The sequence below is a fragment of the Methanomethylovorans sp. genome (assembly GCF_041447285.1).
Classification (GTDB): Archaea; Halobacteriota; Methanosarcinia; order Methanosarcinales; family Methanosarcinaceae; genus Methanomethylovorans.
In genome coordinates this window covers 52296-64324 of sequence record NZ_JBGMEB010000006.1, presented here as the reverse complement: position 1 = coordinate 64324, position 12029 = coordinate 52296, and the positions used below count along the sequence as shown (strand labels likewise).

13 protein-coding genes are annotated in these 12029 nt (G+C 39.6%); 6 read left to right on the top strand and 7 right to left on the bottom strand.

Translation table 11 applies throughout. The features are described from left to right. Positions 1-4 precede the first annotated feature (4 nt). The 4 genes from ACC612_RS03120 to ACC612_RS03105 all read left to right on the top strand — a co-directional run bounded on the left by ACC612_RS03120 (position 5) and on the right by ACC612_RS03105 (position 4322). Positions 5-757, top strand: a complete 753-nt coding sequence (locus ACC612_RS03120) for a ribonuclease H-like domain-containing protein (protein ID WP_371853015.1) — start codon at positions 5-7, stop codon at positions 755-757. Between the two features lie 74 nt (positions 758-831). Continuing rightward, positions 832-2655 carry an excinuclease ABC subunit UvrC gene (gene uvrC, locus ACC612_RS03115; protein WP_371853014.1) on the top strand — a complete coding sequence of 608 codons (1824 nt, stop codon included), beginning with the start codon at positions 832-834 and terminating at the stop codon, positions 2653-2655. A 105-nt stretch (positions 2656-2760) separates the two neighbouring features. Then, a complete protein-coding gene (locus ACC612_RS03110; RefSeq protein ID WP_371853013.1) occupies positions 2761-3498 on the top strand; it encodes a glucose-6-phosphate isomerase family protein in 738 nt (245 codons plus the stop codon). 65 nt (positions 3499-3563) lie between these two features. After that, positions 3564-4322 carry a DUF128 domain-containing protein gene (locus tag ACC612_RS03105; protein ID WP_371853012.1) on the top strand — a complete coding sequence of 253 codons (759 nt, stop codon included), beginning with the start codon at positions 3564-3566 and terminating at the stop codon, positions 4320-4322. A gap of 1 nt (position 4323) precedes the next feature. On the opposite strand, the gene ACC612_RS03100 is transcribed toward ACC612_RS03105, so the two are convergent. Then, the gene (locus ACC612_RS03100; protein WP_371853011.1) at positions 4324-5724 is read right to left on the bottom strand and encodes a DHH family phosphoesterase; all 1401 of its coding nucleotides are present in this window, start codon (positions 5722-5724) and stop codon (positions 4324-4326) included. A gap of 8 nt (positions 5725-5732) precedes the next feature. Further along, positions 5733-6230: a hypothetical protein gene (locus ACC612_RS03095; RefSeq protein ID WP_371853010.1), complete on the bottom strand. Its 498-nt coding sequence runs from the start codon at positions 6228-6230 to the stop codon at positions 5733-5735. A gap of 81 nt (positions 6231-6311) precedes the next feature. Here ACC612_RS03095 and ACC612_RS03090 point away from each other — a divergent pair, with 81 nt between their 5' ends. Next, positions 6312-6506: a hypothetical protein gene (locus tag ACC612_RS03090; RefSeq protein ID WP_371853009.1), complete on the top strand. Its 195-nt coding sequence runs from the start codon at positions 6312-6314 to the stop codon at positions 6504-6506. 150 nt (positions 6507-6656) lie between these two features. On the opposite strand, the gene ACC612_RS03085 is transcribed toward ACC612_RS03090, so the two are convergent. Both ACC612_RS03085 and ACC612_RS03080 read right to left on the bottom strand, forming a co-directional pair. Beyond that, complete coding sequence (locus ACC612_RS03085; RefSeq protein WP_371853008.1) at positions 6657-7055, bottom strand: DUF1699 family protein; 399 nt, start codon at positions 7053-7055, stop codon at positions 6657-6659. 520 nt (positions 7056-7575) lie between these two features. Further along, positions 7576-7977 (bottom strand): DUF1699 family protein, encoded by a 402-nt coding sequence (locus ACC612_RS03080; RefSeq protein ID WP_371853007.1) that lies wholly within the window; start codon positions 7975-7977, stop codon positions 7576-7578. Positions 7978-8327: 350 nt separating this feature from the next. On the opposite strand from ACC612_RS03080, the gene ACC612_RS03075 reads away from it, so the two are divergent. Next, the gene (locus ACC612_RS03075; protein WP_371853006.1) at positions 8328-9140 is read left to right on the top strand and encodes a hypothetical protein; all 813 of its coding nucleotides are present in this window, start codon (positions 8328-8330) and stop codon (positions 9138-9140) included. Positions 9141-9146: 6 nt separating this feature from the next. On the opposite strand, the gene ACC612_RS03070 is transcribed toward ACC612_RS03075, so the two are convergent. The 3 genes from ACC612_RS03070 to ACC612_RS03060 are packed head-to-tail and all read right to left on the bottom strand — an operon-like array spanning position 9147 to position 12013. Beyond that, positions 9147-9917 (bottom strand): MinD/ParA family protein, encoded by a 771-nt coding sequence (locus ACC612_RS03070; protein ID WP_371853005.1) that lies wholly within the window; start codon positions 9915-9917, stop codon positions 9147-9149. 20 nt (positions 9918-9937) lie between these two features. After that, a complete protein-coding gene (locus ACC612_RS03065; protein ID WP_371853004.1) occupies positions 9938-10330 on the bottom strand; it encodes a transcriptional regulator in 393 nt (130 codons plus the stop codon). A gap of 42 nt (positions 10331-10372) precedes the next feature. Continuing rightward, positions 10373-12013 carry a tRNA uridine(34) 5-carboxymethylaminomethyl modification radical SAM/GNAT enzyme Elp3 gene (locus tag ACC612_RS03060; RefSeq protein ID WP_371853003.1) on the bottom strand — a complete coding sequence of 547 codons (1641 nt, stop codon included), beginning with the start codon at positions 12011-12013 and terminating at the stop codon, positions 10373-10375. Between the last annotated feature and the right edge of the window lie 16 nt (positions 12014-12029).

Below are 12029 nucleotides of genomic sequence, written 5' to 3'. Positions count from 1 at the left end.
TTGAATGCTAGAAAGCACTTACATCCACATCCCTATGATAGGCGCCACAATTGAGAAGAGAATTTGGAAAAGTGGCGTTAGAACCTGGAAAGAGTTCCTGAGCGAGAGAGATAATATCTGCATTCCTGACAAAAAGAAAAGCCTCATCTGCGCAGGAATAGTGGATTCCATCGACAGACTTGAAGCTAAAGACCACTCATTTTTTGCCCGTTCTCTGCCTTCTTCAGAACATTGGAGAGCTTATAGCCATTTTTCAGATAAAGTAGCATGTGTAGATATTGAGACAACAGGCCTTGCTCCCGGTCATGACAGGATTACAGTAGTAGGTATTTATGATGGAAAGGAAGCACGTACATATGTTAAAGGAATAGACCTTGAAGAAATAGTAGAAGAGTTGCCTAAATACAAAACTCTTATCACTTTCAATGGTGCCCGCTTTGACCTGCCTTTTATAAAAAGAGAATTTCCGGAGATAGAATTTGATCAATTGCACATCGACCTGATGTATCCTCTGCGTCGAATTGGTTTTTCTGGCGGATTGAAGAAAGTGGAACAAATGCTTGATATCTCCAGAAGCGAGGATACGACTGGCCTGTCAGGTTTTGATGCAGTGCGCCTTTGGAGAGAGTACGAACGTGGCAACCAGAGATCCCTTGAAATTTTGCTGGAATACAATCGTGAGGATATAGTAAACCTAAAAACTATCATAGATATGGTCTATGACAAACTAGTGGAAAATAAATATTCACAATGCTAGATACATTCTTTTTATCCAAGGATAGCACATTTATAGTTCCCCATTGCAAATAACGATGGTTGGAGAACTATTTCATGGCAGTTGACCTATCCTCGCTTCCAGATCTTCCGGGTGTGTACCTTATGAAGGATGGCTCGGAAGAAGTAATCTATGTGGGAAAGGCACTTTCTCTCAGAAAACGGGTCCGTCAATACTTCCAGTCACCTAAGAACCTTTCTCCTAAAACAAAAACGCTTGTCAGACATATAGAGAACCTGGAATATATTATCACAGACACTGAAGTAGATGCTCTTGTCCTTGAAGCTAATCTTATTAAGAAATATAGGCCACGGTATAACGTACGGCTGAAGGATGATAAGAGATATCCCTATGTAAAGGTCACAGTAAACTCAAAATATCCAAGGATATTCCTAACCCGCAGAAGGCTCATGGATGGAGCTCTGTACTTCGGACCATACACTAATGCGGGAGCTATCAGAAAAACACTGGATGTCATTTCCCAGGTATTTAAGATACGCAGATGCAGACAGCCTCTGAATGAAAAGAAGGCACGACCATGTCTGGATTATCACATAAAAAGATGTTATGCGCCTTGTGTTGGGAAAATAAGCGAAAAGGAATATATGGAAAATGTCCAGGAAGCTATTAAGTTCCTCAAAGGGGAAACTTCCGGATTGGTAAAACAACTGGAACAAAGAATGCATGATCTTGCATCAAGGCAGGAATTTGAAGCAGCTGCCGAAATCAGAGACCAGCTTGAAGCTGTCAAAGTGCTCTCACAACAACAGATAGCCACCTCAGGAACAGACGACAGAGATATAATAGCAGCTGTTCAGGATGGTGACACAGTTTACATCCAGATATTTTATGTCAGGCATGGCAACATGGTAGGAAGGGCTGATCTTGCCATGAGTTCTGCAGAAGGTACTGCACTTGCAGATGTAGTCTCTCAATTCATAAAGCAATATTATCTCGATTCACCCATTCCTCCGGAGATATTAATACAATACGAGATACCGGACCATGATCTGATCACTTCTTGGCTGAAACAGAGATCAGGAAGGGAAGTTAACATAAATGTGCCACAGAGAGGAGATAAGAAAAAGATGCTTGATATGGCTTTAAGAAATGCAGAAATGACCATGCGGGCAAACCAGTTAAAAGCTGCTGTGGCCAGCGAATCACTGGAATCGCTTAAAGAACTTCAATCATTACTTTCACTGCCTTCAGTTCCTTTATACATCGAAGGATTTGATATATCAAATATATCAGGAACAGATGCTGTCGGTTCGATGGTAGTATTTGAGAATGGCAAGCCCTCTAATAGTAAATACAGGCAACATAACATAAAAACAGTGAAGGGAATTGATGATTTTGCAATGATGGGAGAAGTAGTCAAACGCCGCTATTCCCGCCTCAGAGATGAAAAGATACCATTCCCAGACCTTATTCTTATAGATGGGGGACCAGGCCAGTTATCTTCAGCAAAGGCCTCTCTCGACGAACTAGGACTGGAAGTTCCCATGATTGGTCTTGCCAAAAGGTTCGAGCACATAATCACTACAAAAAAAGGGGCCGGTGAGGTAATAGTACTCCCCCACAGCTCTCCTGCACTGAAACTTCTCATGCATGTGCGAGATGAAGCACACAGGTTCGCAGTGTCCTCTCACAGGCGCAGAAGATCAGCAAGGCTTACACATTCCATACTTGACAGTGTAAGCGGCATAGGAGAGGCGAAGAAAAAAGCATTAATAAACTATTTTGGTTCTGTGGAAAAGATCGGACAGGCTACAGTAGAAGAACTCTCCCAAATAGAAGGAATTAATAAAAAACTTGCTCTGCGAATACTGGAAAAATTCCAGGAACATGGCCCTTGGAATCAAGGTGACAAAATGTGAGTTTACAAGATTATATATATACATACTGATAATATTGTTGTTAGTAAAGTAAAATCTTGAACATCGACCACTGAGAAAGATATTGAGACATTGAGGGACATAAAAATGGGGAAAGAACTGAATTTCTTTGGACATGTAGTATCACCTGACATAAGGATGCTGTATGACATGGAGGGAGTCCTGTACGACACGGAATGGTTCCGGACAGCAAAGAATACAGAGCTCTATTACATGTACAGGGACATGTACGAGAATGAAAAAGAACATGAAGAGATCAAGTCTCAGCATCTCAGATACGATATTACGATCATTCCTCCAAAAATGCTTGGAAAGGAATACGTAAAGACAGCCGGTCATTATCATCCGAATGTACCAGGAGCTTCTACTTCCTATTCAGAAATATATCAGGTGCTGGAAGGTGAAGCTGAGTACCTTTTCCAGAAAATGGCAGGAGAAACTGTAGAAGATGTCGTACTCATTAAAGCAAAAGCTGGAGATATAGTAGTAGTTCCCCCGGGATATGGACACATTACCATCAATTCTTCAAACAAGACACTCAAGATGGCAAACTGGGTATGTGATGATTTTTCATCTATGTACCACCCTATAAAGGAGCGTGCAGGAGCTGCATATTATCTTCTCACGAGTGGATATGTACCAAACCCCAAATATACTAAGATACCGCCAATCCGCTATCTCAAACCTACTGATGCTTCAATATTGGGGCTTGTTAAAGGAGAGGACATGTACAATCTAATTGATGATCTTAGTAAACTGGATTTCCTGAAAAATCCACAATTGTATGATGAGAAGTTCTCAAAAGTACTTGCAAAAGAAATATAAAACTTCACGCCGTCATCGATAGCCTATAATAGAAGAATGTCAAATAACATTTCCGAGGTTTGTAGGTGCAGAAAGACTACTGTATCCAGTTTACATCAGCAAAGATAGAAGATCTGATGTTTAGAACAACTTTTGATCCGGTTACACGGGAAGGTAAGGTAATTGTTAATTTGTCCATTATAGACAAGGAAGATTTAGATGATGTGATGGGCATATTTGAAATGGCTATCAATAGCGGTCTGTCCGTAAGCCCATATCTGAGAGTGCTCCATGAAGGAGAAAGCATTGGAGGAATGGCTATCGAAGCAGGTAAAGTTGGTTTTGCCACAATGTGCAGCATCACCATAGATGGTATCTTGCTTAAGAAAGGCGTACTTGTAAATCCACGGTTTGGCGGATTGGTGGAGATTAAAAATGGAACTCCTTTGAGGTTCACAAATGTACTTACATATCACAGTACTACGATAGATCCTCTGGAAGTGCTCATGTCCCAGGAGATCACATCAGTTACAGAAATGCTCAAAACGGGCTCCGGAAAGATATTGGCTAACCTTAGAGAAGCTCCCATGGCTGCAAGAGACGATATCGACCGTATTCTCTCTGATATGATGGATGCAGGTATTACAGGTATCTTAGAAGTTGGAGAGCCGAACACGCGCATTCTCGATGTGCCTGTGGAAAGAGATCACTTAGGAATAGTTGTGATAGGTGGCACCAATCCCATGGCCATTGTTCAGGAACACGGTATAGACATAAAAACAAATGCTATGTCTACAGTTGTTGATATCAAGGAGTTGCGCCACATCAACGAGTATGCACGGTAATTCATTTTTTTGAGACCTGAAGGCCAATTATTGAATCAAGTCTACGGATAAACTCATCCTTGGAGTTTTCAGGAATAGTTGCACCGGCTGCAATATCATGCCCGCCTCCGGCGCCGCCAACCTCTGCAGACACAACAGCCAATGCTTCTGAAAGGTTGAGGCCTTTTCTCACCAGATCCTGTGTACCCCTGGCAGAGACTTTCACCCCGTTTTCAGCATTTGCAAAAGCTATAATGGGGTAATTTCTGTCCGCGGCAACTGAAGTGCTCATTCCAGCAACAATCCCGATAATTGTCTCCTTTATATTTGAACCCGCATCGAAATATTGCAAATTATTAAGCTTGGTGATGCCGTTCTCTTTTACAAAGCTAAGACCATTAACAAGGTTAGACCGATGCTCAGTGAGCAATTTGCTTGCCTTATGGTATGCAGCTTCCCTATCACCCATGCATACGGTCATCCCCACTTCAGCAAAATCATACCTCCCAGTTGCATTCAACAATGTTGAATACTCGGTGGCATCTCTCATTTCAGTGCCCTCTCTCTCATTCAACAATAGATATACTTCTCCTATGAGCCTCTCAAGTTTATAGGACTCTTGCCCGGAAGAAAGACCGTGTTGCATGAGGGCAGAAACTATCTTTTGTTTTTCCCCTATTTCCAAGTCTATCCATCTTCTCCAACGATCATCATCGCCAAAACGAAGCCCGATACGATGAAGAAAATCTATACAAGCATCTTCATTTCCGGTAAGTCCCGGCAGATATGGATCTGATGCATATTGCAGCAGTTTAAAAATAGGCCTTGTTTGCTTCCCAAAGAGCATGATATCTTTTTCAAATGATAGCACCCTGTTAGAAACGCCTTCTTCCAGTATTTCCCGATTGAGGCTGACAAGATGACCATTGCGCCTGTTCTGCATATCCCCTATGGCACCTACTATCGCAAGGCCTGCAAGGTCACGGTTATCACCTAGTTCATTAGCCAACAGGTATGTTGTCCCTGAACCGCTTATGTCCGTGGAGCCATTGGCTCCGAAAAGATGAGGATTAATATGATCCTTTACCAGGTTTTCTGAATCCCCTCGGGGACGATGATGATCAGATATCACTGCCTCCAAGCCAGAAGAAATGATATGTTCAAGCATCCCACTTCCCATATCAGTGAATATGACAAGTTCCGGATTTTGATCCGCCAGCCCATATATCGTATTTTCATCCAGTTGTTTTACGAAACTGATAGAATTTTCAATACCTGCACGGTCAAGAGCCTTGCAGATAATTGCCGCCGATGTGATCCCATCTGCATCTATATGTGATACGACTTTTACTTCATGTTTCTTTTGAATCGTATCTGCACATTTCTTTGCACGTATCCTCATTTGATGTAGACAATCCGACATTCCAACCCTCATCCGAGTACCCTTCCAGCCTTCCATTTAGCTGGATCTATGCGATATCTGTTACCTTCTCTCTCAATCATAGCATATTCTTTCAGATCAGATATAGATAACTTATTCTCGCCTTCAGTATTGAAAAGAGTATGCAGTTCTGTCCAGGGTACGATATATGCTTCACGAGAATGACCGACTCCCATTCGTAATTCCACTGCCAGAAAACCGGCACGTCCTGAAAGTCTGAGAAAATCAGAAATTCTTTCTATCTGATGACTGCCCTTTTTATCCACAGTGAAATGCTGAGAAAAATAGAGGGCTTTTGCTCCTTTATCCACAGAAATACTTTTACATTCTATACCCATATAATAATCCGGATCAAGAGAATCCACCAGCACATCAAGAAACTGGGGAGTAAACCTATGCTGCTTTACTCTGTGAGCTATTCCTTTTACCCCATTTTCAGTGAAGAAAGTATTGAATGATTGTACAAGTACTCTTTCAAATTCTGTCATGAATTCCACATCAGATATATTTCCAAGCTGACAAGATCCCAGTGCGTTAAATTGATGTAGATTACCCTCTTATTGAACCTCATGGATAAAAAGACCCTTGAAATCATATCTTCCACTGGCTCAGTGCTGGTCTTGATCGCTCTTATTATTATTTCCCATTCTGCCTTTTCTTCCGGCTCTGATCCATCAATGGAAAGTTATGGATTCATAGCCTCTTTAGTGATATTCATACTTCTTATTTCCGGAATAGGTATTAAATTGATGGATGTAGAGTGAAAGTATTCTAGGCCTTTTGAGCCTTTTCACTTTTGAGGTGTACTTTAGAGAAACTGAAAATACTACATATAACAGCATTTTCAAAAAATTGAAGAACTTATAAAACTAACAAAAGTAGAAAATGCTGGGTCAAACAGACCCGCATAGTAATTAATTGCTCTTAATAAGGAAAGAAATGAAATCCGGACTGAGCCTGGTCTCCCTGACCATTTTATCAGTAATATCGTCTTCCTGCATTCCATCCAGACGGTACTGCTTTATGCGGTCATAAACATTCTGGGAAACCTCAGAGTATTCATTGATATCCTTGCGGTGTCCCCATACATCTCCCTCAAGAAGCTCAATACCCTGCATTTTAAGATACATTTTTGCAGAGTTGGATATAGTCCTCTTGTAAGAGCTTGGAATGTGGAGCGCCTTGACCTGTGGGCACTTCATAATAAGTGAGAAAATGTCTGTGTTGGATGGTCTGAACGCAAGATGCACTATTTCTTCATTTGGACTCAACGTATTGATTTCTTCTTTGGAACTGACAACTCTTATTTTCATATCTTGTACCTCTGTGGATTGCAAAATATTGTGTTTACAAAATAAAATACTTTGAAACCCTAGCTTAGTGTATCTACAACTTTATATTTAAAGTTTATCAAACTACTATTATATGTATATTGTAATCGTTAGATGTTATTAAACTACTTTTATTTGACTAAAACACGATGCAAACCAAATTACAAAGTTAAAAAATTTCAACATGATGCTGGAGCCAACATGTACCTAATAATTACATAGTATACATATATCAATTTTGTTGTTGACTCTGATCAAAATGATATAATACACATAAAAATAAGTGAAGTTAAAAAATAGCATAAATATCCTCATTGCAAATAGAACATAAGTGTATAAGTTATACATACAATGTGGAATACACATATACACATAATATCGTCCAGAACAACTGAATAAATCAAAACAGTAGCACGAACAGCGTAAATAAATAGCAGAATGACAGGAGATTAGAATATACAGTTTATGATAATCTTGAATAAATTATGGGAGGGAAAGTCCCTCACTTAATTCTGCGTATAAGGAAAGAAAGAATATCGGAACTTAAGCCAGTTTCAGTCCGCATCTGTTTTACTATGTCTTCATCAGACATACCCTGTTCCTTGTACTGGTGGATCCGATCATATACATGCTGTGAGATCTCAGAATATTCTTCTATTACTTCCCTGTGTCCCCATACATCACCTTCAAGAATCTTTACACCCTGCATTTCAAGGAACATAAGGGATGACTTGGAAAGTGTCTTCTTATATGAGGTTGGCATGTGAATAGCCTTAAGTTTAGGACATTTTGCAACCATTGAAAAGATATCTGTGTTTGATGGCCTGAAAGCCAGGTGTATCATTTCTTCACTCTGGTGCAGGGTCTCTATCTCTTCTTTTGAACTTACTACTCTTATTTTCAAGTTAACCTCCCGCTTTGTACAAAGCTTATAACAGTTATAAAAATTTTAACCGATCGCGCGAGTTCTATGTATATTATCATATATATAGTTAATGATAATTGTGTTTGTAAAACAATATACAATGACAGAATATATAAAAGATCAAGCATCTATTAAATGAGAAAATCCATTAATTAATTTCTGTTATTGACTTGTTTTTTTATATAAGTTGAAACTATTTAAAAAAATGTAGCATTTGAGGATTACTGTCGATATTCCTTGAATAAATGATTTCAGAAATATAGGCATATACATGTACATAGCCATCGAAATTAAGAAGCTTTAAATCATCTTTTCCCATTAGTTGTTTTGTGAAAAGACACTTCATGGCAATTATGCGTCCTTCAAAAGACATTTTATTATTTTTTGTCTTACTTGGCATAATTGCTACATATTTTGCAAGCTGGCTACCTGACATCGCTGTAATAGGAATAGAAGGTTCCAGAATTAGCTCAGTAGTTTCTTTCAGTGCTTTGAACGGAATGATTTTCGGTCCGATCTTTGGGCCAATAGTATCGTTTTCAGGTGTTCTGTTACATGGACTAAGTAATCCAAGTTTTTTTGAAAAGGATACATTCCACATCATATCTCCACTTTTTACTGTATTTTCCTCATTGACAGGAGCTCTGCTAATTTCAGGCAGAAAAAAAGTGGCCTTAACACTTTATGCCATTCCACTTCTGGCATGGTATGTGTTTCCTACAGGGAGAGACGTATTCTATTATCCATGGTATCATGTTTTAGTATTGGCCATATTTTTCAAATTTGATAATAAATATGGAAGAAAAATAAATTCATCTAAAGGTATTCTAGTTATATATCTATATTTAATCGCTTCCATAGCCGTACTTGCAGACCACATTGCAGGTTCAACGGCAGCTCTTATTTTTTATGACCTTACTCCTGCAATGTTCAATAAAGTTATTCTGGTATATCCCATAGAAAGATCTATACTTGCCCTTTTTTCTACACTGATTGTATTTGTCCTTTTTTTGATGTTTCATGCCATCCTTCAAGATATAACCACGTTTGAAGGCAAGGCCAGGGAAATAAAAGAGGACACCATTGAAGAGTATATGCAAACTGAAATAAAGAAGATACTTGGTAATAAAGGAAACAGATGAAACAGATTATGTACTCATTAACTGCTCTTCTATTGTTTCAGATAATTTCTTTATATAAGTTGTAAATGTATGTCCAGGATCAGTTAAACTAAATATAAAATTATCATTTTTCAGAGGAACATCACACATACAAGGTATTGAAACAAGGATAGACATCCCACAAAGTTCCTTTTTCCCGGATAGATATACAGAAGGATTATGGCTCATGTTTTCCACTAAATAATATTTTTTTTCAAGCTTTTTATAAACACCGTTCACAAGTTGCTCTGTAGACTTGTAACTTATATTACCAGGTATCATCACAGAAAGTACAATATCTGCAATAGCGATTGCATTGACCGACTCAAACTCCAAACCAGGACCCGTATCTAAAATTAGTACATCAATACCACTTTGAAATAGAGATTTTTTTGCATCCAAAAGCAACTTTAATGCCTTTGCCTGCCATTTTCTCTCCATATTCGAGATCATTCTGATTGCAGTAATATCAGGATTTGAAAAACCTACAGCGAATTTGCCATTAGTTCCTAGTTCTGGACTTATCTCATGCAATACTCTATTGATGTTACATTTAGCGTCAAGATATTCATTAAGCCACCATTTAGGACATTTATTAAAAAAAGTACATAAAGAAGGTGCTTTCAGATCCATATCTAGCAAACAAACATTATAGCCATCGCTGGACAATAATGCTGCAAGATTCATTGAGATGAATGTTTTCCCGGTTCCGCCTTTGGAAGAATGTACAGCTACAGTTATCCCCACAACATCACCCATTATGAAAAAAAGCCTGGAATTTAATCATTTCCACTATCATGATTGATGCAAAAATAAACCTTTCTGCCTTCACGATACTTTTTCACATGCTTCATTCTTACAAGCTGATTTAGATAACCACTTTCTACAGCTCTTTCTTTATGAGTGATTGTTGAGATTTCTTCTGCAGTAGATGGCCCTCTGTCAAATAGCGCCTTTGCAGTTGTTCTCAAGTGCTCCGGCAAAGAAAGCAAGGTCATTATATCCAAGCCACAGGGCAATATATTGTCTTCAGCTTTCATTGGCTGTATATGGGCCATTGGTATACCCTTGGGGACTAAGCGGTCTAAATTCTTATCGATATGGACAAGTAGTTCCAGGATCTTGCCTAGTATCTCCTTTTCCGACATTTTTTCTATCTGATCACTTCTCATCGTCGTCCTTGGTTGATTAGCATGCATCGTTAAAAAAAGTATCTAAATCCACTTAGACATATAAACTCCATCCAGCACATAACCTTGCTTGCGATAATATTCCCTTACCCCAATCCCACTTATAATTGATATCTTTTCAAATCCTGCATCTTTTGCCAGTTCCTCTGCACAGGCAAGTAATTCTGCCCCATAGCCCCTATGCTGCCAATCATACTTTTTTGCAGTTTCACCTACAGGAACCATAGAACCATATACATGCAGTTCTCTGACCAGCGCTGAGTTCTGAAGCTCAAGCCTATGAGGATCATAAGGAAACCTAAGTCTCAGAAAACCTATCAGAATATCTGACCGGACATCTTCGAAAGATATGAAATGCTCCACGCCTCCACAGCAATCATATTTTTCGACAACTAGCTTAATATTCTCAGGGTCAGGCTCCTTTCCATTAAGAATATTATGGCCTACTTCACGACAACGGATGCACCTACATGATCCGCCATGTTCTTCCAGCATGCTTTTAGCAAGTTGCCGAATATTGCTTTTACGAGTACCTGCGAGAATCTGGTAAGCAGGAATATCCCTTTGTATCCTCTGCAACCTTACCCACTTAGGCAGAAATGATTTGATCCTAGAAAGCAGCTCTACGGCATTTTCATCTGTAAGAGCTTCATATTCCCCATTCTTCCACATCCTGTGAAGTTCTGTTCCCTCTGTGACCAGCGTTGGATATATTTTTAGATAATCAGGCATGAATCGAGTATCTTTGAACAATCTTTCGAAGTTACGAACATCCCCTTCAGCATCCATTCCCGGAAGATGAGGCATCATGTGAAAACCCACTTTCAGAGCACTGTCTCGCAAAACCCTGTTTGCCTCAATGGTATCTGAAACAGAATGTCCCCGATTGATTCTGGAAAGGACAAAATCGTAAGTACTTTGAACTCCAATCTCCACTTTAGTAGCACCCAATTTTAATAATATATCTACATGCCCTTCTTTGGTCCAGTCAGGTCTTGTTTCAAAAGTAATGCCTACATTTCGGACTTTTGCTGTTTCGTTGGCTTTCTGCACCTCCTCAAGAGGAATATAAGGAAGCTCGTTGCCAATAACTTCTACATTAGCCCTCCATCCGGTGCCATAAAAGTCATTCATGGCCTCAAGACATCTTTTTACGTACCACTCCTGATAATCCAAACTTCTAGCAGAATATGTTCCCCCCATTATGATAAGCTCGGCTTTCCCTATATCATGACCTATCTGTTTTAATTGTTCAAGCCGGGCAGTGGTTATCTTATATGGGTCATATTCGCATTGTATTGCCCGCATTGTGGAAGGTTCCTGCCCCATGTAGCTTTGAGGGGAGGCAAAAGAAGAATCAGGACCCCCGGGACAAGGAACGCATGTTCCATGCGGACATGGAGCAGGGGACGTCATAGCTGCAACCACAGCTACGCCAGATATAGTACGTACAGGTTTTTTTCGAAGGAAATCCCTGACCAAAAGTTGCTCGTCCTCATTTCCGGATATGATAATATCCGCATTCGTGGGTAGAGAAGACAACTTATGATCTTTACATACCTGCTTCTTTGCCTGGACTAATTGCTCAGGATCTTGTATCTCCCCCCTAAGTACTTTGTCCAGAAGCTCACGGCAAGCCAAAGTGAATTCACTGGTTGTTTTCATAATCGCTGATTAAAGT

Excerpts from the sequence above, each read along its gene's own strand:
- ACC612_RS03120 (WP_371853015.1), top strand. The coding sequence starts at position 5 with ATGCTAGAAAGCACTTACATCCACATCCCTATGATAGGCGCCACAATT.
- ACC612_RS03100 (WP_371853011.1), bottom strand. The coding sequence starts at position 5,724 with ATGTCGGATTGTCTACATCAAATGAGGATACGTGCAAAGAAATGTGCA.
- ACC612_RS03095 (WP_371853010.1), bottom strand. The coding sequence starts at position 6,230 with ATGACAGAATTTGAAAGAGTACTTGTACAATCATTCAATACTTTCTTC.
- ACC612_RS03110 (WP_371853013.1), top strand. The coding sequence starts at position 2,761 with ATGGGGAAAGAACTGAATTTCTTTGGACATGTAGTATCACCTGACATA.
- ACC612_RS03090 (WP_371853009.1), top strand. The coding sequence starts at position 6,312 with ATGGATAAAAAGACCCTTGAAATCATATCTTCCACTGGCTCAGTGCTG.
- ACC612_RS03060 (WP_371853003.1), bottom strand. The coding sequence starts at position 12,013 with ATGAAAACAACCAGTGAATTCACTTTGGCTTGCCGTGAGCTTCTGGAC.
- ACC612_RS03070 (WP_371853005.1), bottom strand. The coding sequence starts at position 9,917 with ATGGGTGATGTTGTGGGGATAACTGTAGCTGTACATTCTTCCAAAGGC.
- ACC612_RS03065 (WP_371853004.1), bottom strand. The coding sequence starts at position 10,330 with ATGAGAAGTGATCAGATAGAAAAAATGTCGGAAAAGGAGATACTAGGC.
- ACC612_RS03085 (WP_371853008.1), bottom strand. The coding sequence starts at position 7,055 with ATGAAAATAAGAGTTGTCAGTTCCAAAGAAGAAATCAATACGTTGAGT.
- uvrC (WP_371853014.1), top strand. The coding sequence starts at position 832 with ATGGCAGTTGACCTATCCTCGCTTCCAGATCTTCCGGGTGTGTACCTT.